Source organism: Pseudomonas sp. S8, from assembly GCF_050473925.1.
GTDB classification, from domain to species: domain Bacteria; phylum Pseudomonadota; class Gammaproteobacteria; order Pseudomonadales; family Pseudomonadaceae; genus Aquipseudomonas; species Aquipseudomonas parakoreensis.
The window spans coordinates 4,147,412-4,167,362 of sequence record NZ_JBFDVZ010000016.1 but is presented as its reverse complement, the minus strand read 5'-3'; the positions used below and the strand labels follow the sequence as shown (position 1 = coordinate 4,167,362).

Below are 19,951 nucleotides of genomic sequence, written 5' to 3'. Positions count from 1 at the left end.
TTATGACGACTCAAGCAAAGCAAAAACTCGCGGTGGCCGTGGCCGCCGCACTGGCGGTCGGCGTGTTGCTGTACCTGGCGGTGCCGGGACTGTTCGGCAAGCGTACTCAGCAAAACACCAACGACGCGTTCGTTTCCGCCGACTACACGTTAGTGGTGCCGCGTGTGGCCGGGTTCATCAAGGAAGTGCTGGTGGAAGACAACCAGCAGGTCAAGGCCGGGCAATTGCTGGCGTTGATCGATGACCGTGATTTGCGCGCCGCCGCTGAAGCGGCCGATGCGCAAACCCTGGTCGCCCGCGCCCAGTTGCAAAACGCCAGGGCCACGCTGGAGCGGCAGACCTCGGTGATCGCTCAGGCGCAGGCTTCGGTGGTCTCGGCCAAGGCAGAAATGGCCTTCGCCCAGCAAGAGCTCAATCGCTACAACCACCTCGCTGGCGTCGGCGCCGGCACGGTGCAGAACGCGCAGCAGGCGCGCACCCGCATCGATCAGGCGAGCGCACGGCTCGATACGGCCAGCGCGAAACTGGCGGCCGAGCGTAAGCAGGTAGAGATTCTCACGGCGCAGCGCGATGCCGCCGAAGGCAATCTGAAGCATGCGCAAGCGGCACTGGAAATCGCCAGTTTCGAGCTGTCGTATACGCGCATCACTGCGCCGCAGGACGGCATGGTCGGCGAGCGTGCGGTGCGCGTCGGCGCCTATGTCACGCCGGGCAGCAAGTTGCTGGCGGTGGTGCCGTTGCAGCAGGCGTATGTGGTTGCCAACTTTCAGGAAACCCAACTTACCGACGTGCAGCCGGGGCAGCACGTACAGGTACGCGTCGACAGCCTCGGCGGCGAGGCCTTGAACGGTCGCGTCGAAAGCATCGCCCCGGCGACCGGCGTGACATTCGCCGCGGTGAAACCGGATAACGCCACGGGCAACTTCACCAAGGTTGTACAACGGATTCCGGTGAAAATCGTGCTTGAGCCGGGTCAGCCGTTGGCCGAGCGTTTGCGTGTGGGCATGTCGGTGGAGGCGAGTATCGACACTCGCCGTTCGGCGCCGGCGGAACGCGAGGTGACTCAGCGATGATTTTTGTTGAATCGGCTGGCGACATCGCTGGCAAGCCAGCTCCCACAGAGGGTGTGCAGACTGGCCGGGATTCTCACTCCAAACAGAGTTCTCTGTGGGAGCTGGCTTGCCAGCGAAGAGGCCCGTGGCAGCAACTCACCTTAAGTGCCTTGCTTACCCTTGGCCTCAGCGCCTGCACCGTCGGCCCGGACTTCCACAAGCCTGAAGCCCGCCAGATCACCGACTGGGCCAAACCCGCCAAGTCCGCCCCCAGTCAGGCGGTCAGCGAACCGCTGAACGAACGCTGGTGGGAGGTTTTCCACGACCCGCAACTCTCAGCCCTGACCCAGCGGGCGATGAACAGCAACCTCGATCTGCAACTGGCCGGCAGCCGCTTGCAACAAAGCCGCGCCGCGCGTCAGGTGATCACCGCGGATCGCTACCCGACCACCGCCGCTACCGGCAGCTACGCGCGCAAACGCAACAGCGGCGAAGGCCTGAATGACCCGTCCGGGCACAACGGCGATTCCGCCTTCAACCTGTGGGACGCCGGTTTCTCCGCCTCGTGGGAACTGGATGTCTGGGGCCGCGTGCGCCGCGAGACCGAGGCTGCCGATGCCAACCTCGAAGTCGCCGAAAACGATCGGCGCGGCGTGCTGCTGGCAGTGCTGGCTGACACTGCACAGAACTACATCCAGTTGCGCGGCGTGCAGAATACCCGCGCGGTCACCGAGCAGAACCTCGACGTCGCCCGGCACAGCCTCAAGCTGTCGCAACTGCGCCTGAACGACGGTGTGGCAACCGATCTGGATGTCGCCGAAGCCGCCGCTCAGGTCGCGGCCATCGAATCGCGTCTGCCAGCGCTTGAACAACGCCAGTCGCAACTGATCAACGCGATCAGTCTGTTGATGGGCGAGCCACCGCAAGCGCTGGCCAAAGAGTTATCCACAGACGCTGCCGTGCCGCAGTCACCGCTGCAAGTCGCCATCGGCCTGCCGTCGCAATTGGCCGAACGCCGTCCGGACATCCGCCAGGCCGAGTCGCGCCTGCACGCGGCCACTGCCAACATCGGCGTGGCCAAAGGCGATTTTTATCCGCGCATCACCCTGTCCGGCAACTTTGGCTCGCAGGCAATGCAGCTGAGCGATTTCGGTTCCTGGGGCTCGCGAGCTTTCGGTATCGGACCGCAATTCAGCCTGCCGCTGTTCGACGGCGGCCGCCTGCGCGGCATGCTGCAACTGCGCGAAGCCCAGCAACAGGAAGCGGCCATCGCCTATCAGCAGACCGTGCTGCGCGCCTGGCATGAAATCGACGACCAGTTGACGGCCTACAACGCCAGCCAGCGCCGCCGCGACAGCCTCGCCGAAGCCGTGCGGCAGAACCAGATCGCCCTGCGCACCGCGCAACAGCAATACGTCGAAGGCGTGGTCGATTTCGTCAACGTCCTTACCGTGCAAGGCGCGTTGCTGGCCACTCAGGAGCAGTGGGTGGAGAGTTCGACGGGTGTGTCGTTGGCGATGGTCGGGTTATACAAGGCGTTGGGTGGGGGCTGGGAGTCGGTGTATCCGGTGGGGGAGATGGCGCAGCGCTGAGATTGCGCCTGAGGGAGCAAATCGGCGAATTCGATTGGCCACTATACGGCTATTGCACAGTGGAAGATTCACAGGTTGAAGCGGGTTATGGCTGTTCAGCCTGCGAAATTTTCGATTTTGATTTGCCCGTCGGGAAAGGTCGCGATGATTTCAAGTTCGCCACCCATTGCCCGGATATAGTTGCGCAGCGTGCTGATGTACATATCGGTACGGCGCTCCATTTTCGAGATGGCCGCTTGGTTCACGTGCAGCATTTCAGCCAGCGTGGCCTGGCTCAAGGCCTTGGCTTGTCGCAGTTCGTTAAGCGGCATTTCCTTGATGTGTTGTTCGTAGATCGAATCGGCAAGCGCCCGTGCTTCGGGTGTCATGCGTGCTTCGAGGTCGGCGAATTTCTTAGCCATTGTTGCAACCCTCTTTGCGCAATGTTTCGAGATGCTCATCGTACAGTCGATCGGCGAGCGGGACGTTGAGTTCATACCAGCGGTCCTGACCGGTTTTATCTCCACCGATCAAAAGCAACGCGCAGCGTCTTGGATCAAACGCATAGAGCACGCGATACGGTCGCCCGCCATGCTGGACGCGCAATTCCCGTAAATGACCATGCCGCGCGCCATTGATTGCACTGCTATGCGGAAAACGCAGGCCTGGGCCGAATTGCCCAAGCAGTTTGACGCTTGCCGCCACAGAACTCTGCTCGCTCTCAGTCAGTTCTTCCCACCAGTTGCCGAACTCGTCGGTGTATTCGATATCCCAATTCATGGGCACTAATATGAGTGTTATGGAATATTCCATCAAAGTCATATTTTCGATGGGTTGACCATAGCGCTTCGCTCGGATTACAGCAAGCGTAACGGCACAGTGATGGCCTTTCGCTTGACGCTATTCCCCGCTGTCGTAGACTCCGCTCATCCGTCAGGGAGTAGCGGTTATGCAGCGTTTGCGCGGTTGGGTTATCGGATTGACCTTTGTTACGTGTGCAGTTCAGGCGCAAACGCCCGGGCCAGACGATCCGCTGCTGGATAACGCAGCGCCTGCGACAGCCACGGCGAGCAGTGAGGCGCGGGGTGTGTTGCGCGCTCGGGATCAGGCGACGCTGGCCAGTGAGTTGTCCGGGCGGGTTGTCGAGTTGCCGTTCAGCGAGGGCGAGTCGTTCAAGAAGGGCGATGTGCTGGCGAAGTTCGATTGCTCGGCGTATCAGGCGCAGCTCAATGCCGCCCAGGCCGCCAGCCGCGGTGCCGGTGAGGAGCTGGCGCACAATCGGCAACTGGCGGCGCTCAATTCCGTCGGGCGTTTCGAAGTGGCGCGGGCCGAGGCCAAGGTCAGCGAGACCCAGGCGCAATCTCAGGTTTATCAGGTTCAGGTCAAACGCTGCAGCGTGGTTGCACCGTTCGACGGGCAAGTGGTCGAGCGCAAGGTACAACGCTACGAAAGTGTGCCGGCCGGCGCGCCACTGCTCGATGTGGTCGACAACCGTACCCTGGAAATTCACCTGCTGGTGCCCTCACGCTGGATGGCCAGACTCAAGCCAGGCCAGACCTTCAGTTTCGTTCCCGATGAGACCGGTCAGCCCATCGACGCCACGGTCAAACGACTCGGTGCGCGGATTGACGAAGGCAGTCAGACCCTGTTGCTGGTCGCCACACTTCCCGAAGCCAAGGGCTTGCTCGCCGGCATGAGCGGCACGGCGCATTTTGCGGAGCTTAAATGAACGCCCCGGTGGCCGGCGGCGCCGAACAGGTGTTTGCGCGGTTTCTGGATCTCGAACGACAGACACGCGCTGCTCGCGATGCCTCGCAACTGGCCTATAGCCTGGTCAACGACGGCCAGGCGCTGTTCGGGTATCGCCATGCGGCATTACTGATCGCTGGCAAGGTACAGGCGGTGACTGGCGTCAGTACGGTCGAGCCGAATGCACCGTTTGTGGCATTCGTCGAGCAGGCGGTGGCGCAGTTGTTCAAGCAGGATGGATTGAAGATTGCGCGGGTCATCACGCCTGAGCGGGTGGGCGAAGCGATTCAGGCTGACTGGCGCAGTCTGTCTGCCGCTCAGGTGTTCTGGCTGCCACTGATCGACCGCGAGGGCGAGGTGTTCGGCGGTTTGTGGCTGGCCCGCGACGTGCCGTGGAACCCTTCCGAACAAGTGCTGTTGTCACAACTGGGCGACACCTTCAGTCACGCCTGGCTGGCGCTGCAACCGCGCAAACCGTGGCGGCTGCGCTGGACCCGCAAGCGTCAGGTGGCGCTGGTGGCGGTGCTGTTGCTCGGGTTGTTGATCCCGGTGCGCCAGTCAGTGCTGGCCCCGGCCGAGGTGGTGCCGCAGGGCGGGCGCGTGGTGGCGGCGCCGCTGGACGGGGTGATCGCCGAGTTTCTGGTCAAGCCCAATCAACCGGTGAAAACCGGCGACCTGCTGCTGCGGTTTGAAAGCACCACCCTCAAGGCCCAGGCCGATGTGGCCGAGCGTGCCTTGGGCGTGGCGGAAGCAGAGCTGAAATCCAACTCGCAACGTTCATTTGCCGATGCCGAGTCCAGTGCCAGGGTCGATTTGCTCGCCGCCCGTGCCGAGCAAAAACGCGCCGAGCGCGATTACGCCCGCGAGTTGCTGGCGCGCAGCGAAGTGCGCGCCGAGCGTGACGGGATCGCCGTGTTCGCCGATGCCGAACGCCTGACCGGCAGACCGGTGCAGACCGGCGAGCGCTTGATGGAAATCGCCGACCCGAATCAGGCCGAACTGCGCATCGAACTGGCGGTGGGCGACGCGATTGCGCTGGAACCGGGCGCCGATATTGCGTTGTTTCTCGATAGCGATCCGCTGCAACGCCACACCGCCAGACTTGAGCGTTCGGCCTATGAAGCGCAGCCCACCGCTGGCGGCCAACTGGCGTATCGACTGGATGCGAATTTTACCGAGGCACCGCCGCGCATCGGCCTGCGCGGTACGGCCAAGATATTCGGCGACCGCGCGCCGCTGGCCTTGTATCTGCTGCGCCGCCCGCTCGCCGGTCTGCGCCAGAGCGTGGGCCTGTAAATGAATCTGCCGAGCCTGCGTGCCGACCTGCAACTGTCGCCTGCGGCGCCGGCACTGGACGGTTCACCGCGCTGGACCCTGGCCGATCCGGTGCGCGGTCGGTATTTCAAACTCGGCGCGGCGGCGATGCGTCTGTTGCGCCACTGGTCGCTGGGCGATCCCGAACAAGTGCTGCGCGCCGCCAACCGCGAACCGGGCCTGCCGCTGGACGGCGTCGAGTTGGAGCAACTGCTGACATTTCTGCGCGGGCATGACCTGATCAGCGCCCTCGACGATCAGCAGCGTGCCAGTTACTCGCTCAAGGCCCTCGCGCAACGGCAGAGCCTGTGGAAAATCCTGCTTCACCAATATCTGTTTTTTCGCATTCCATTGTGGCGCCCGGACGCTTTTCTCAATCGCGCGTGGCCGTGGCTGGAGCGCTTCGGACCACGACTGTTGCGCGTCGGTCTGCCGGTAACGCTGGCGCTCGGGGTGTTTCTGGTTTCGCGGGACTGGCAGCGCTTTGTCGGCACCTTTCCGCACCTGTTCAGCCTCGGTGGGGCGCTCTCGTTTGGTGTGGCGCTGTTCTTCGCCAAGCTCTGTCACGAGTTTGGCCACGCATTCATGGCCAAGCGCGCCGGCTGTCGGGTGCAGAGCATGGGCGTGGCGTTCATGGTCTTGCTGCCGATGTTTTACACCGACGTCAGCGACGCCTGGCGGGTCAACGACCGGCGTGCGCGGCTGCTGATCGGCGCCGGCGGGGTGCTGGCGGAGTTGTTGCTGGCGTGCATCGCGTTGCTGGTCTGGTCGTTGTTGCCCGACGGCCCCGGACGCACGGCGGCGTTCATGCTCGCCAGCGCCACGTGGATCACTACGCTGGTGGTCAACCTCAATCCGTTCATGCGTTTTGATGGCTATTTTCTGCTCAGTGACCTGTGGGAGGTCGACAACCTGCAGGGCCGGGCCTTTGCCTTCTGTCGCTGGCGCCTGCGTGAGTGTTTGTTCGGCTATGGCGCTCCGGCGCCGGAGCCTTGGTCGCCGAAGATGCAACGGCGTTTGCTGATCTGGGGGTATGGCTCGTGGTTATGGCGTGCGGCGTTGTTTTTCGGGATCGCGCTGGCGGTCTATCACCTGTTTTTCAAAGTGTTGGGGATCTTCCTGATGCTGGTGGAACTGGTGTGGTTCATCTTTCTGCCGATCATGAATGAGTGGCGCCAGTGGTGGAGCCGCCGCGAACAAGCGCATGGCCCGCGTGTGCTGCTCAGCAGCCTGGCGGTGCTCGGTCTGTTGCTGGTGCTGATCGTGCCGTGGCGCAGCGCGGTGGAACTGCCAACGATGCTTGAGGGCGGTCGGGCCAGTGCGTTGCATGCGCCGGTGGCGGCGCGGGTCAAAACAGTCAAGGTCGCGGATGGCCAGACAGTCGCTCAGGGTGATGTGTTGATCGAACTGGAGTCGCCGGATCTCGATTCGCAGCAGGCCATCGTCCGCCGGGAAATCCAGATCCAGCAATTGCTGATGCGCCGACAGGCCGGTCGCAGTGAAACCGCGGCCGACGCCAGTATCATCGAGCAACGCCTCGCCGAAGCCGTGGCGCAATACCGTGGTCTGAGCGCTCGGCGCGAACGCCTGCTACTGCGCGCGCCCCATGCCGGCACTGTGCGTGATGTGCTGGCAAACCTGACGCCGGGGCGCTGGCTGTCGAGCAAGGATGCGCTGGCGCGGGTGGTCGAGGACGGTTCGCGCCTGCGCGGCTATATCGCCGAAGCCGAGTTGTGGCGAGTCCAGCCGGGTGCGACCGGGCGCTTCATCGCCGATGATCCGATGCATCCGGCGCTCGCCGTAAAGCTGGATGAAATCGATACCAATGGCGTGGCCTATGTCGATCAGGAGGCGCTGACCTCCGATCATCACGGGCCGATTGCCGTGCGCCGCGATCAACAGCAACGAGCCGAGCCTGTACAGGCGCAATATGGCGCGCGATTGACTACGCTGGATCAGCCGCCCACCCCGGTTCAACCGTTGCGCGGTGTGGTGGTGCTGCAGGGCAGCGGCGAGTCGGTACTCGGCGTGGCCTGGCGCCGGTTGGCGGCGCTGGGGGTCAGGGAAAGCGGTTTTTAGGGAGCGTGAACATGGCGAGCAACGCAGATGTGGCGGCAGACGGATTGGTGGTGCGACCTGCGCGGGCCACCGACGGGCCGTTTTTGCACCGCCTCTATCAGTCGGCACGCCCGGATCTGCAATGGATCGACGGCGAGCAGGAAGTTGTCCATCAAGTGGTCGCCCAGCAATTTCAGGTGCAGGAACAGGGCGTGGGTGAAAACCATCCCAACGCCATGCACTACGTCGTGGAAAAACTTGGCACGGCCGTCGGGGCGCTGAGCACCGACTTCGGCCCCAATGAAATCCGCGTGTTGTACATCGCCTTCATCCCTCAGGCGCGGGGCAAGGGTTACGGCCGCGCGGTGTTGCAAGGCGTGCAAAAGGCCGCGCAGCAGGTCCGCTGCCCGGTGGCAACGGTGGTCTGGGCCAACAACCCTCACGCGCGGCAACACTATCTGGCGTTGGGCTTTACTGTGGAGGAAAGCAATCCTGCGGCGCAGCGGCTCGTCTGGTATCCCCACGGCTAGACCTCACAAAACCCTGTGGGAGCGAGCCTGCTCGCGAAGGCGGTGGTTCATCCAGCATCGTTGTTGGCTGATACGGCGCTTTCGCGAGCAGGCTCGCTCCCACAAGGGTGATGTGCCGTCTAGATGATCGAGTCGATATCGAGCGTATGCGGCGCACCGATCGTATGCCCGTAAAGTGACGTCAGCAGTGCATCGTTGCCGGCGTTGTCCGGGGCCTGCGCGAGTTGTTCTTGCTTGAGGTTTTCCGGGTGCGCACGCCAGCGTTGCACGCACTCGGCGAGCAGCTCCGGCTGTTCGGCGAGCAGGCCATAAACGTCCGTTGCGCTGACCCGTTTATGCCGCAGGGCGCTCAGGCGCGCATGGCTGGTCTCGATGCGGCTGACTTCGTGGCTGATCGCCTCGATCGTGCGCTCCTGGGTGCGCACGTAGGCCGCTGGCCGGGCCAGCAGGTCCTGGCGGGCGGCGCGCAACTGCCGGGTAATGCGCACCAGCGCTTGCTCGACCCATTCAAACTCGCTGTCAGTGACCCGCGTGCGATTCGCCTCATGCGCCTGTTGCCAACGGCGCAAGGCCGCCCAGCACGCCGGGACATAGCCGCCGACCATCGAGTGATGCCCGGCATTGAAGATCTGCCGCAACAATCCCGGACGATCCGGCAGGCCGTTTTTCTGTTGCAACGCGAGGGTGCACGCCGCGTGCTGGGTGATGGTGTCGCAGCCCGGCTGCCACAGGATAGAAGACGTCTGCTGACGCCCGAACTCCACCGGCATGGCGTGATGCAGGCTGCCATGGTGATCGTAGGCTTCCCCCGTCCAGTTTGTAATGCCCGCGACGAACACCGACAGCCCGACCGGCACGTTGGTAAACATCAATGCCGCGCCCGTCCCGTACACCTCGGCCTTGGTGTTCATCCAGCTGCCCGGCACGCTGGGCACCGGGTCGTTGTGGTTGACCATGCGGTGATGCACCAGCGGGGCGGCTGCCTGGGTGAAGACCGTGTCGCCGGCGCGGGGGGCGCCGTAGGTGTAGAGCTGGATGTTGTACGTGAAATTCGATCTGCGGCGCAGCATTTCCGCGAGAAGCAAGGTGATCGCACCTCCGAGGCTGTGGCCGCAGATGAGTAGTTTTTGGCCGGCGTAGAACCGGTCCAAATAGTCAGTAGCGAAAGCGGCTGCTTTTTTTGCCGCTTCATAAAAGCCGCGATGGACGTTGCCTTCTCCCTCTTCAAAGGGCACTTGGAGAGCATCGGCATCGCGTAAACCATCGGGAATAATCTCGAATGTTCCGCGCACCGCAATCAGGATCAGTTCGTCGTTGTGGGTGATAAAGGCTTGGGTATCGGTCGCTTCTTTACCCACGTACCTGTCGTCGAGAAAGTGGATCTTCTCGGGATGCTCCTGATCCTCACCAAGGGCTGGATCATTGACCTCATACAACGCCGGATCGAACGGCACGATTTCCAGTCTTCTCGAATACGCCACGTCCTCATACAAGGGGTAAAAGGCATTCTTTTGCGCGGGGTCGACGCGCCACAGCTCATCGGACTTGGCCAGAGCATCGGCGAACCAGTTGCCCACACTGGGTTGATCAGGGAAGGCCACCCGGGGCTCCTTGATCGGCGCGGTGGCGGGTTTCTGGCCAAAAGGGCAGTAACTCAGGGTGGCCATCAACGCCAGTTGATACAGGTTGAGTGCGCAGAACTCCGGCGCCGTCGACAGCATCGGGCGCAAGGCCCGCAACGCACGAACTTCCAACACCGTGTGCTTGCGCGAGGCCAAGGCGACGCCGACCTCTGCGTGCTTGCCCATGATCGCGGCCAGGCCGCTGTCGGCGGGGTAATGGCGATAGACCTCGGGTGGCAGATGAGCGACGTGCCGGACCAGATGACGCACCTCCACCTGTATGTATGCGTCGCCGTCCGGAATGGGTTGTTCGCGGTTACGGGTGGCTCCGGGATTACGGTAACGGGTTTGCTCGGCGCGAACCTGGAGTTCGGTGATTTTCAGGGGGTAATGGGGCCGCTCCATTACACGTAAGTAGACCTTCTCCTGCCCCTCATAAGCCTGTTCGAAACGTAAGGCAATCGGACCTGCGCAATAACTGTCGACTCTGCCAATTCCTTTTGCATCCAGATATCCATTGAATGCTTGTCCCTCCGAATCGACCGCAACATAGGCCAATCCCTCATAGGCTTGCCCCGAGCCAAACTCATCGACCAGTTGAAAACTGCTCCAGTTGCCTTGCGTCGGGCAGGTCAGCATGCGGCTGTTGAGTGGTGATTGCAGTTCCTTTTCAAATGACGTCATGTGGAACACTCCTTATTCCGTGCAGCCGGGATAGATGGTGCAGATGCGGCCATCGACCATCTGGAAGGTGCTGAAATCGGTGTGGTTGCCGAAGCAGAAGGCATCCTGATCTTCGAAGTTGTCGCCCATGCAGCGCTTCCAGCCGTTAGGGACCTTGACCCAGGTCTTGCCGATGGCGGGCCTTTCCTCCTCTGCCAAACTGATCTTCATCCGCACGGTTTTGCCCGGCAGTTGCTCAAGGGTGTAGGCGGCAAAAGGGCGACCTCGCGCGAGCGCGCCAAGCTCGTCGGTTTTTTTGCAGTCGAGGAGCTTTACGATGCGGCGGTACGGCCCCATCGTGCGGAACAGCCACTGGCACTGGCCGTGAAATCGACTTTCAGACTCTGCGTTGAAGACTCCCTTGTAACGAGTCTCCAGTTCTTCGCGTACAACGACCGCTGCGAAGTCCCCACTCTTGTCGCCCCAGTCTTTTCCGTAGGCAGCCCTGATCACCAGATCGATCTTCCTGATCACCAATGGGCATCCTTTGACCGTCCTGTGGATCGCAATTTCTGAAACCGGCTCGTAGTGCTCACGCCATTTCAGGTTGTAGCCAACCGCAGTATTTCGCCCGTCCGGGACGGTGCAGTTTTCTCCTTTTGCGGGTACGTATTTGGCGATGGCTTCATAAGCGAACCCCGGCGGCAGATCAGCCGTGAAGGTGAAGCTGTCGGGCGGACTGCTCTTGCAGCCAGCCATAAGAGCGAAGCAACCACCCAGCCTCGCCATGCATCGCAGGCGAGGCCCGGTGAGGCGTCTGCGCAGTTCCTTTTCAAATGACGTCATGTGGAACACTCCTTATTCCGTGCAGCCGGGATAGATGGTGCAGATGCGGCCATCGACCATCTGGAAGGTGCTGAAATCGATGTGATTACCATTGCAGTAAGCACGCTGGTCTTCAAAGCCTTTACCCATGCAGCGCTTCCAGCCGTTGGGTACCTTGACCCAGGTGTCTCCCCAACCGGGCCTTTCTTCCGCGTCCAAATCGATCTTCATCCGCACGGTTTTGCCCGGCAGTTGGTCGAGGGTGTAGGCGGCAAAAGGCCGACCTCGACTGAGTACGCCAAGCTCGTCGGTTTTTTTGCAGTCGAGGAGTTTTCGCAGGATGCGTGGCTTGCCCGAGGTGCGGAACAGCCACTGACACTGACCGTAAAAGTTGCTTTCAGCCTTATCGTTAAAGGTGCCCTTGTAACGGGCTTCCAGCTCCTCGCGTACAGCGACCACTGCGCTGTCACCGTTGATGTCACTCCAGCCTTTGCCATATGCAGCCTTGATTTCGACATCGATCTTCCAGATCACCAACGGGCATCCTTTGACCATCCTGTGGATCGCAATTTCTGAAACCGGCTCGTAGTGCTCACGCCATTTCAGGTTGTAGCCAACCGCAGTATTTCGCCCGTCCGGGACGGTGCAGGTTTCTCCTTTTGCGGGTACGTATTTGGCGATGGCTTCATAGGCGAACCCCGGCGGCAGATCAGCCGTGAAGGTGAAGCTGTCGGGCGGACTGCTCTTGCAGCCAGCCATCAGGGCAAAGCAGCCGCCCAGCACCGTGATGCATCGCAAGCGAGGCCCGGTGAGGTAGCTGTTCAACCCCTTTTCAAATGACGTCATGGTGGAACACTCCTTATTCCGTGCAGCCGGGATAGATGGTGCAAATACGCCCATCGACCATCTGGAAGGTGCTGAAGTCGGTGTGATTACCGAAGCAGAATGCGTACTGGTCTCCGAAGTTGTCGCCCATGCAGCGCTTCCAGCCGTTAGGGACCTTGACCCAGGTCTTGCCGATTGCGGGCCTTTCCTCCTCCGCCAACCCGATCTTCATCCGCACGGTTTTGCCCGGCAGTTGGTCAAGGGTGTAGGCGGCAAAAGGGCGACCTTGTGCGAGCGCGCCAAGCTCATCGGTTTTTTTGCAGTCGAGGAGTTTTCGCAGGATGCGTGGCTTGCCAATCGTGCGAAACAGCCATTGGCATTGGCCATGGAAAGTGCTTTCGCCGGACTGGTCAAAAACACCCTTGTACTTCGCCTCCAGGTTATCGCGAAGGGCAATAACGGCACTGTCGCCACTGGAGTCTCTTCGGCTTTTGCCATATGCAGCTCTGACCTCGACATCGATCTTCCAGATCACCAACGGGCATCCTTTGACCATCCTGTGGATCGCAATTTCTGAAACCGGCTCGTAGTGCTCACGCCATTTCAGGTTGTAGCCAACCGCAGTATTGCGCCCGTCCGGGACGGTGCAGTTTTCTCCTTTTGCGGGTACGTATTTGGCGATGGCTTCATAAGCGAACCCCGGCGGCAGATCAGCCGTGAAGGTGAAGCTGTCCGGCGGACTCGCCACACAACCCGGCAACAATCCCACGCAGCCCACCCACCCGGCATGTCGAAAAAATCGTTTCACTGCGTTGCCTCTCCAGCCATCGTTTTCACCCAATGGCTCACCCGTTCAAAGTGTTCCAGCGGCGTTTCCCCCGGGCGCACTTGCCACTGCGCGTCAAAGCCGTTGGCTGGCGCTCGCAAGCTGTGAATCAGCAGAAACTCCAGCTGCTGCGGGGTCTGCCAACCCCACTCATCCGCTTGCGCCAAGCGTTCGCGCAGCCAGGTTTGCGGTGGCTGTGTGCGGGCGAGGTCGGCGTAGGCCTGCTCGTGCTCGGCCAGCAGATAGCGATGAGCGTTAAGCTGGCGAATCTCGCGGGTTTGCTCCGCAGGCACGGGTGTTTGCAGCCACGGTGGAGACGCTGGCAGTGGATAGCGGCCGGGCGCCGGGTTGTCGCAGCTTTCCCATTGCGTGTCCTGCCAGTAACACACGCTAAGGGCGGGCCCGAGGTAGGCCGCAATGTCTTCGTTTGGCAGATGCGCCAGTGTCCGGGCCAGCACGCGGTTGTCGTGAAAGCGGTACAGCGCCTGATGTGGACGGGCGCCGATAATCAGCCGTTGCTGCCAGTGTTCCACCCACGCGGACAGGGAGGTTTGCGGCAGGCTGAACAGCCATCCCCAGTTGCTCTCCGGACTGGCGAGCAACGGCGCGATGCGCCTGTCGTCGTACCGCTCCAGGGCGAAGACAAACGGCCCGTTGTCCGCCAGTTCGGCGGCGGGTGTGTCTTTGTAGAGGATGCGGTAGTGCTCGAAGTCGCTGGTTTGCAGCAGCGTCTGCCGGGTTTCCCGTTGTGGCGGCTGTGAGTCCAGCAGCAGGTACAGGCCGTGCCCTGAAGCGAATTGACCGCTCAGCCAGCGGCGCGCAAATGCGTCGTTCATGCGACGTTCTCCCGTGGCAGACAGACGCCATCGCGGCAGTCTTCACACAGTGGGCAGAATGTCGCGCCCATGGCGTTGCTGGCCGCCAGCAGCGCGAGTTGCGTGGACGCCAGCACGGGTGGCAATGGAGATGGGGCCGCCAAGTCGTCGACGCCGTCGGGCATCGCGGCCCGCGCCGACGCAACCGCCTTGGGATTGCCGCCGAGCTGAATGGCACTGCTGCTGAAAATGCCACCGTGACTGATCACCAGATGCTCGCCACCGACCGTGAGGCTGATGCTGTTGCCGGCGTTGAGCACCAGATGATCGCCGGCGTTGAGGTGGATTTGCCGACCGGCCTCGATCGCCTGCAGTTGATCGACCCGGCTATGGCTGTCACCGCTGACGTGCAAGTGGTCGCTGGCATACAGCCGGGTTTTGCGGTCGCCGTGCACGGTGCGCTGGTCTTCGGCCTGCAACACGCTGATGCTGTGGCCCTTGATGGTTTCGTGGCGCTGGTTGCCGACGTCCAGGCGGCTGTCGTTTTCCACCTTGTGTTCGAGGTCGCGCTGGGCGCGCAGGTAAATCAGTTCGCGACCGGCGCGATCTTCCACGTGCAACTCGTTGAAACCGCCGTTGTCCGGTGAACTGCGTGAGCGAAACACGCTGCGGGTCTTGTGTTCCGGCAGTTCATAGGGCGCCGGGTTGGCGCTGTTGATCAGGCAGCCGCTGACTACCGGGTGATCGGGATCACCGTCGAGAAAACTGACCAGCACCTCCATGCCGACCCGGGGCAGCGTCAAGCTGCCGTGGGCGCTGCCGGCCCAGTTCGAGGCCAGCCGCAGCCAGCAACTGCTGTGGTCGTCGTGGTTGCCTTCGCGGTCCCAGTAGAACTGCACCTTGACCCGCCCGAACGCATCGCAATGGATCTCTTCGTCCACGGGGCCGGTCACCACGGCGGTCTGGCTGCCGAAGATTCGCGGCTTCACGAACGATGGCGGTGGGCGGTAGATCACCTCCCATGGCGTGGCGACGAAATCGTTCCGGTAGCCTTCAACGAAGCCGTCGTCTGCCGCGGTATTCACCGCACTCAGCGTTTCCTCCAGCACTGCGGGTTGTTTGCCGCGATGATTGACTTCGGTCAGCAGCCACAACCCGTTGGTGTCCTCGCAGGGATGCTCACTGATCGCCAGGAAATGACCCGTCACCAGGCCTGGCTGATCGCTTTGGCCTTGGGCCTGCAAGTAGTCGACGCGATGACTTTCCAGGGCGCGGCGGGTCAATTGCTTGCCCCGCGCGCCGTCGGTGAAGCGCCCGGGGTAGCGATAATCCTCAAGCGCCGGCCGGGCCGCGTCACTGTCGGCGCGGTGAGTGGCCTCCAGCAGAAAGCGGGTTTTGCGAAAGTCGTGATCACGCCGCACGGTTGCCGTGGGGCGGGTTTCCATGCGCACCTCAAAGGCGTTGATCGCTGGTGTCTGGGCAACCATGCCGGTGTCCTGGCGATAGGCTGTGGGACGATCCAGCCTGGGGAAGACCGTCTGGTCGTCACCCAGCACCAGCAGGTGTTTTTCGCGACTGTGCTGGAAGTGGTAGTGAATGCCTTCTTCCTGACACAGCCGCTGGATGAAGTGCAGATCCGACTCCGCCTGCACGCAATAGTCGCGTGGCGGATAGTCGGCCCCCAGATGAAACCGGTGCAGGTCACGGTGAATGCCGTTGTCCGCAAGAATCCGGGTGATGATTTGCGGCACGCTCATCTGCTGGAAAATCCGCTGATTGCAGCGATGTTGCAGATACGCCAGACGGGGTACCAGGGTCAGGCTATAGCGCGTCAGCCGTTTGCCGCGATCGCCGCGGGCGATGCGATTGACCACGCCGTGGATACCCTGGCCTTCGAGGTCGAATGCGAGGAATGCCTGTTGGTGCATGAAGCTTTCAAGACGCAGGTTCGCTCGTTCGCTGACCAGTTCAACTTCGAACGCATAGGGCTGGCTGATCGATTCGTGGCCGGTGAAGGAGAGGACCTGCAGGTCGTGTTTAACGTCGTTGAGCAATAGGTTGAAGCGGGCACGGGTGGTCGACATCCTTTATTCCTTGTCCTGTGACGGGGCACTGGCTCTTGGACGTCGATGCAACGCTTGCACGCCGATCTTCCTTGGTCTGGCGCGCAACAAACGTCTCGGAGCCGGTTTCGTGCAACGCTAACAAGGCCGCCGAAGAAATGATGTCAGACGCTTCCCAAACTGCGGTTACAAAAACACTGGTCGATGCGGATTCCGGCGGGTCAGTTGAAGGACATGCAGAAGTAACCCAGTTGCGGATCCCGCCCCATCGCTGGCACTCGTGACACGAAAATGTCTTCCACTCGCCCGAGTTCCGGCAGCTCCAGTGCGCACAGGCCGTCGACGAACCCGGTCGGCACCAGGCTGTTGAATTCGAGGCAGAACGGCATGCGCTCGCTGTAGCGGGTTTTCGCGGCGGGGACTTCGTTGAGGTACTCGATGTGGATCGGCAATGCCGTGCCATCTGGCAGGTGCAGCGTGCTTTGCTGTCCGAGCAACGGCTGGACGTGTTGGATCTGAACCGCTTGCAGCATGATCTGACTCCGTTGAAAAAAGAACGGCCGGGGGCCGTGAGGCCCCCGACGTTTGTTCAGTTGCGCGAAGGGAACAGCCCGTTCAGGGCAACGCTGAAGTTGACGACCAGAGAGGGGTTGACGATGGATAACGGCTGACTGCCGCCCGTGGAGGAAATGTCCCCGGTGACCGTGGTGGTCAGGCCTTTGATGGGAACCGGTGTGGCACCTTGGGCATCGGAATAGATGTTCGCCGAGCCAGGGCCGCCGCCGGACGCGCCGATGTACGAGTTGGTGGCGGTGGGTACGGTCGCCGGATTGCTTGCAGGCACCGCCAGTTGCAGGGCGGTGTTGGCGGAAAGGCCGGTCATCGCGTGGGTGTGGTTGGGCATGTTGGCGATCGTGGCCGTTACGTTTTCTGTGCCATACACCTGACCGATGACACGCGGCGTCAGCCCCTGTCCGTTACCCTGTGCCACCGGCACCCGACCTTGCAGGTTGGGCAACTGAAAATTGGTCGTGCCGTTGCCGCCGTAGTAGGTGCCCAGCAAGGCGAACAATGCCTGGTATTGCGAGATGCTCAGGATTTGTCCGTTGCACAAGGCCCAGCCACTGGGGGCGAAGTTGAAGGCGAACGGTTGAATCGTACCCATAAAGACTTCCATGGTTCCTCATCCTTCTGTTATGTGGTCGGCGCGCCGCGCGGTAGCCTAGTTGCAGGGCAGGTACACAGGCTGTGCTGACGCCTTGCATTTGCGCGGGCAGGTCACGCCAAGCCGTAGCGTAGACCCGGATCAGCGGACTTGCCGGACGTCGTCGTGGCCGCGCGTCGACTTCGACTCTGGCCTACAGTGTGCGCAATGAGTGGCGCTGGTTTTTACTCGGTAAATCTGTAAGGGAAGGTTGATGGAAGCGCGTCGCGAGACTCCGCTGGGGGATACCCAGGACCCGTTTGCCGCACCGAATGCCGGTGTCCGGCGTCTATGGCGCTGGGCTCGCCAGCAGTGGCTGATACCGATTCTGTTGTTGGCGACGGTGGTGCGTTTTTATGACCTGACCGCTGCCGCGATCTGGGGCGACGAAGGCTCAAGCCTGCTGCTGGCGCGCTATTCGCTGACCGGTATTTGGCAGCACGCGGCGTTCGACGTGCATCCGCCGTTGTATTTCATGCTGCTGCATGGCTGGATCGGGTTGTTCGGTGAAGGCATCCTGTCGATTCGCAGCCTCAGCGCCGTGGCTGGCATCGCCACGGTCGGGCTGGGTGTCTGCCTGGTCGATCGCCTGGCCACCCGCCGCGCCGCGATCATTGCCGGGGTGCTGTTGGCGTTGCTGCCGACGGCGGTGCGCTACAGCCAGGAAGTGCGCATGTACTCGCTGCTCGGCTTGCTCCTAATCGGTTCCACACTGGCGCTGATCTGCTGGGTCAGACGCTCGCAGCGCCGGCGGTATCTGGTGATCTATGCATTGCTGATGAGCGCGGCGTTGTACACCCACTACTTTGCAGTGCTGGCCGCGCTGAGCCATTGGCTGTATCTGGGGCTGATTCGCCTGCTGCCGGGTTATCGCCTGCGGCATATCCAGCGCAAGGACTGGTGGCTCGCCAATCTGGCCATCGTCGTGCTCTACCTGCCGTGGTTGCCGAACCTGCTTGATCTGACGCAACACATGGAAGAGCTCAAGGTCGGTGGCGACGTGGGCTGGGAAGATCCGGTAACCCTGTCCTCGCTGCCGTCGATGATCTGGCTCTGGTTGATCCAGGACGATGGCGAGCATCTGCCGTTGCTGCTGTTCTGCGGCGTACCGCTGGCCGTGCTGGCGCTGGCGGGCGTGGCGGTTGCCCGCGACCGCAGCGTGAACCATGGCAGCGTCTTGCTGGCGCTGTACACCGGTATGCCGTTGTTGCTGGTGTTCGCGGTTTCCTTCATCAGCCCGGTGTTCATCGAGCGTTACCTGACAGCCTATGCGCTGGGGTTGCCGATGCTGGCGGCGCTGGCCATTGATCGGTTGTACCGCCGCGCTCGTGTGCTGGCAGTGGCGATCCTGGTGTCATGGATCGGGGTTGAGCTGGTGGGTGTAAATACCAATGCCACGGTCGACCCGCACGATCAGTTCAACGTCATGGTCGATTACATCAACCGGCATTTCGTCAGCGGTGACCGGATCGTCACCAGCGACATGCTCTGGTACCTCAGTTACGTCTATTACAACCGCACTGACGCTCAGGTGCGGCTGTATACCCCACCCGCCGCCGATGGTCGTTCGACGCGCCCGAATCACTACGGTTTTGGCACCCTGGTGTCCGAGGAGGTCTATCTGGATCGGCTCGGTGACCTGCCCAAGGGCAGTGCTCGCGTCTGGTTGATCGGCGATCTGGACGTGGACGTGCCTGATCCATTCCGACCCTTGCCGACGACCTGGCAGCTGCGTGATCAGACCCATGCCGGTGGCGCAAATGCGCGACTTTTTTCGTTGACCACTGATAACGGAACGACGGAGAAATGACTTAAACGCTTCACTATTTTTTTCGCGATTAAAACGGACTTTAATAGTCCGTTTTGCTCTATTTTGATATCAAAACACTACTAGTCGAAAGGGTATTGTTGGACTACGCTCGTCGGACAAAAGGACTTACAAAGTAAGGTGAAGGGATTGCAGCAGTTCCACTTTATCTCCGGCTTGCCGCGCTCAGGTTCCACCCTGCTTTCTGCGATTCTTCTGCAGAACCCGCGCTTTCATGCCGGCATGACCAGCCCGGTCGGCGCGCTGTTCTCCGGTGTCCTTGAACAATGCAGCGCCGGCAGCGAATTCGGCGCGGTGATCGACACCGACATGCGCCGCCGCCTGCTGCGCGGACTGTTCGATGCCTACTACGCCGACAAGGCTGACAAACCGGTGGTGTTCGACACCAACCGGCAGTGGAGTTCGCGCCTGCCGGCCATCAGCGATCTGTTCCCCAAAGCCAAAGTCATTGCCTGCGTGCGCAACGTCGCCTGGGTGATGGACAGCCTGGAACGGTTGTACCGCGCCAATCCTTATGAAAACACCAAGCTGTTCGGCGATGCTGTCGAGCGCAACACCGTCTACAGCCGCTGCGAAACCCTGGCCCAGCGCAATCGTCTGGTCGGTTTTGCCTGGGCAGCGCTCAAGGAAGCCTATTACGGCGAGCACGCCGATTCGCTGCTGATCGTTGATTACGACTTGTTGACCCAGGCCCCGGAGCGGGTGCTGCGGCTGGTCTACGACTTCATCGGCGAGCCCTGGTTCGAGCACGATTTCGAACACCTGGCCTATGACGCGCCGGCGTTCGACCAGGCGCTGGGTGTGGCCGGCCTGCACAAGGTCAAATCCAAGGTTGCCCTGCAGTCCCGGCGCACGATTCTGCCGCCGGACCTGTTCAAGCAATACGCCGATCTGTCCTTTTGGCTCGATGGCTCAGCCAGCGCTGCCAATGTGATTCGTATGAAGTCCGACGCCGCGATCAGTTGATCGCGGCGTTTTTCATTGATGCGTTTACAACTGTTCGAGT

General features: G+C 61.6%; 18 protein-coding genes. 8 read left to right on the top strand and 10 right to left on the bottom strand.

Annotation, left to right across the window (positions count from 1 at the left end; genetic code table 11):
* Positions 1–2: 2 nt before the first annotated feature.
* Both AB1J88_RS19940 and AB1J88_RS19935 read left to right on the top strand, forming a co-directional pair.
* Positions 3–1,073, top strand: coding sequence for an HlyD family secretion protein (locus AB1J88_RS19940; RefSeq protein ID WP_430291809.1), 1,071 nt, complete (start codon positions 3–5; stop codon positions 1,071–1,073).
* On the top strand, positions 1,070–2,644 hold the full coding sequence (locus tag AB1J88_RS19935; RefSeq protein ID WP_430291808.1) for an efflux transporter outer membrane subunit: 1,575 nt from the start codon (positions 1,070–1,072) through the stop codon (positions 2,642–2,644). Before AB1J88_RS19940 ends, AB1J88_RS19935 begins: the two co-directional genes overlap by 4 nt.
* 95 nt (positions 2,645–2,739) lie before the next feature.
* Here the strand turns inward: AB1J88_RS19935 and AB1J88_RS19930 are convergent, their stop codons facing one another.
* Positions 2,740–3,045, bottom strand: a complete 306-nt coding sequence (locus tag AB1J88_RS19930; protein ID WP_098966556.1) for an XRE family transcriptional regulator — start codon at positions 3,043–3,045, stop codon at positions 2,740–2,742.
* On the bottom strand, positions 3,038–3,403 hold the full coding sequence (locus tag AB1J88_RS19925; protein WP_047290723.1) for a type II toxin-antitoxin system RelE/ParE family toxin: 366 nt from the start codon (positions 3,401–3,403) through the stop codon (positions 3,038–3,040). The genes AB1J88_RS19930 and AB1J88_RS19925 overlap by 8 nt, the downstream gene beginning before the upstream one ends.
* A gap of 169 nt (positions 3,404–3,572) precedes the next feature.
* On the opposite strand from AB1J88_RS19925, the gene AB1J88_RS19920 reads away from it, so the two are divergent.
* From AB1J88_RS19920 to AB1J88_RS19905, 4 genes are read left to right on the top strand one after another with little or no spacing between them, the layout of a single operon-like run.
* Positions 3,573–4,352, top strand: coding sequence for an efflux RND transporter periplasmic adaptor subunit (locus AB1J88_RS19920; RefSeq protein ID WP_430291807.1), 780 nt, complete (start codon positions 3,573–3,575; stop codon positions 4,350–4,352).
* Complete coding sequence (locus AB1J88_RS19915) at positions 4,349–5,668, top strand: efflux RND transporter periplasmic adaptor subunit (RefSeq protein ID WP_430291806.1); 1,320 nt, start codon at positions 4,349–4,351, stop codon at positions 5,666–5,668. The genes AB1J88_RS19920 and AB1J88_RS19915 overlap by 4 nt, the downstream gene beginning before the upstream one ends.
* Complete coding sequence (locus AB1J88_RS19910) at positions 5,669–7,765, top strand: biotin/lipoyl-binding protein (RefSeq protein WP_430291805.1); 2,097 nt, start codon at positions 5,669–5,671, stop codon at positions 7,763–7,765.
* Between the two features lie 11 nt (positions 7,766–7,776).
* Complete coding sequence (locus tag AB1J88_RS19905) at positions 7,777–8,274, top strand: GNAT family N-acetyltransferase (RefSeq protein WP_430291804.1); 498 nt, start codon at positions 7,777–7,779, stop codon at positions 8,272–8,274.
* Between the two features lie 119 nt (positions 8,275–8,393).
* On the opposite strand, the gene AB1J88_RS19900 is transcribed toward AB1J88_RS19905, so the two are convergent.
* From AB1J88_RS19900 to AB1J88_RS19865, 8 genes are all read right to left on the bottom strand, one after another.
* Positions 8,394–10,580 carry a lipase family protein gene (locus AB1J88_RS19900; protein ID WP_430291803.1) on the bottom strand — a complete coding sequence of 729 codons (2,187 nt, stop codon included), beginning with the start codon at positions 10,578–10,580 and terminating at the stop codon, positions 8,394–8,396.
* A gap of 12 nt (positions 10,581–10,592) precedes the next feature.
* Complete coding sequence (locus AB1J88_RS19895; protein WP_430292705.1) at positions 10,593–11,348, bottom strand: hypothetical protein; 756 nt, start codon at positions 11,346–11,348, stop codon at positions 10,593–10,595.
* 69 nt (positions 11,349–11,417) lie between these two features.
* Entirely contained in the window at positions 11,418–12,143 is a 726-nt protein-coding gene (locus tag AB1J88_RS19890) for a hypothetical protein (RefSeq protein ID WP_430292704.1), read from the bottom strand.
* 100 nt (positions 12,144–12,243) lie between these two features.
* On the bottom strand, positions 12,244–13,017 hold the full coding sequence (locus AB1J88_RS19885) for a hypothetical protein (protein WP_430291802.1): 774 nt from the start codon (positions 13,015–13,017) through the stop codon (positions 12,244–12,246).
* Positions 13,014–13,871 carry a DUF4123 domain-containing protein gene (locus AB1J88_RS19880; RefSeq protein ID WP_430291801.1) on the bottom strand — a complete coding sequence of 286 codons (858 nt, stop codon included), beginning with the start codon at positions 13,869–13,871 and terminating at the stop codon, positions 13,014–13,016. Before AB1J88_RS19880 ends, AB1J88_RS19885 begins: the two co-directional genes overlap by 4 nt.
* Positions 13,868–15,934 (bottom strand): type VI secretion system tip protein VgrG, encoded by a 2,067-nt coding sequence (locus AB1J88_RS19875; RefSeq protein WP_430291800.1) that lies wholly within the window; start codon positions 15,932–15,934, stop codon positions 13,868–13,870. The genes AB1J88_RS19880 and AB1J88_RS19875 overlap by 4 nt, the downstream gene beginning before the upstream one ends.
* A gap of 200 nt (positions 15,935–16,134) precedes the next feature.
* On the bottom strand, positions 16,135–16,446 hold the full coding sequence (locus AB1J88_RS19870; protein WP_222017396.1) for a DUF6916 family protein: 312 nt from the start codon (positions 16,444–16,446) through the stop codon (positions 16,135–16,137).
* A 56-nt stretch (positions 16,447–16,502) separates the two neighbouring features.
* Positions 16,503–17,090: a phage tail protein gene (locus AB1J88_RS19865; protein WP_041070954.1), complete on the bottom strand. Its 588-nt coding sequence runs from the start codon at positions 17,088–17,090 to the stop codon at positions 16,503–16,505.
* A 241-nt stretch (positions 17,091–17,331) separates the two neighbouring features.
* Here AB1J88_RS19865 and AB1J88_RS19860 point away from each other — a divergent pair, with 241 nt between their 5' ends.
* A complete protein-coding gene (locus AB1J88_RS19860; RefSeq protein ID WP_430291799.1) occupies positions 17,332–18,927 on the top strand; it encodes a glycosyltransferase family 39 protein in 1,596 nt (531 codons plus the stop codon).
* Between the two features lie 138 nt (positions 18,928–19,065).
* Positions 19,066–19,911: a sulfotransferase family protein gene (locus AB1J88_RS19855; protein WP_430291798.1), complete on the top strand. Its 846-nt coding sequence runs from the start codon at positions 19,066–19,068 to the stop codon at positions 19,909–19,911.
* Positions 19,912–19,951 lie beyond the last annotated feature (40 nt).

Excerpts from the sequence above, each read along its gene's own strand:
- AB1J88_RS19940 (WP_430291809.1), top strand. The coding sequence starts at position 3 with ATGACGACTCAAGCAAAGCAAAAACTCGCGGTGGCCGTGGCCGCCGCA.
- AB1J88_RS19935 (WP_430291808.1), top strand. The coding sequence starts at position 1,070 with ATGATTTTTGTTGAATCGGCTGGCGACATCGCTGGCAAGCCAGCTCCC.
- AB1J88_RS19930 (WP_098966556.1), bottom strand. The coding sequence starts at position 3,045 with ATGGCTAAGAAATTCGCCGACCTCGAAGCACGCATGACACCCGAAGCA.
- AB1J88_RS19925 (WP_047290723.1), bottom strand. The coding sequence starts at position 3,403 with ATGAATTGGGATATCGAATACACCGACGAGTTCGGCAACTGGTGGGAA.
- AB1J88_RS19920 (WP_430291807.1), top strand. The coding sequence starts at position 3,573 with ATGCAGCGTTTGCGCGGTTGGGTTATCGGATTGACCTTTGTTACGTGT.
- AB1J88_RS19915 (WP_430291806.1), top strand. The coding sequence starts at position 4,349 with ATGAACGCCCCGGTGGCCGGCGGCGCCGAACAGGTGTTTGCGCGGTTT.
- AB1J88_RS19910 (WP_430291805.1), top strand. The coding sequence starts at position 5,669 with ATGAATCTGCCGAGCCTGCGTGCCGACCTGCAACTGTCGCCTGCGGCG.
- AB1J88_RS19905 (WP_430291804.1), top strand. The coding sequence starts at position 7,777 with ATGGCGAGCAACGCAGATGTGGCGGCAGACGGATTGGTGGTGCGACCT.
- AB1J88_RS19900 (WP_430291803.1), bottom strand. The coding sequence starts at position 10,580 with ATGACGTCATTTGAAAAGGAACTGCAATCACCACTCAACAGCCGCATG.
- AB1J88_RS19895 (WP_430292705.1), bottom strand. The coding sequence starts at position 11,348 with ATGGCGAGGCTGGGTGGTTGCTTCGCTCTTATGGCTGGCTGCAAGAGC.
- AB1J88_RS19890 (WP_430292704.1), bottom strand. The coding sequence starts at position 12,143 with ATGGCTGGCTGCAAGAGCAGTCCGCCCGACAGCTTCACCTTCACGGCT.
- AB1J88_RS19880 (WP_430291801.1), bottom strand. The coding sequence starts at position 13,871 with ATGAACGACGCATTTGCGCGCCGCTGGCTGAGCGGTCAATTCGCTTCA.
- AB1J88_RS19875 (WP_430291800.1), bottom strand. The coding sequence starts at position 15,934 with ATGTCGACCACCCGTGCCCGCTTCAACCTATTGCTCAACGACGTTAAA.
- AB1J88_RS19870 (WP_222017396.1), bottom strand. The coding sequence starts at position 16,446 with ATGCTGCAAGCGGTTCAGATCCAACACGTCCAGCCGTTGCTCGGACAG.
- AB1J88_RS19865 (WP_041070954.1), bottom strand. The coding sequence starts at position 17,090 with ATGGAAGTCTTTATGGGTACGATTCAACCGTTCGCCTTCAACTTCGCC.
- AB1J88_RS19860 (WP_430291799.1), top strand. The coding sequence starts at position 17,332 with ATGGAAGCGCGTCGCGAGACTCCGCTGGGGGATACCCAGGACCCGTTT.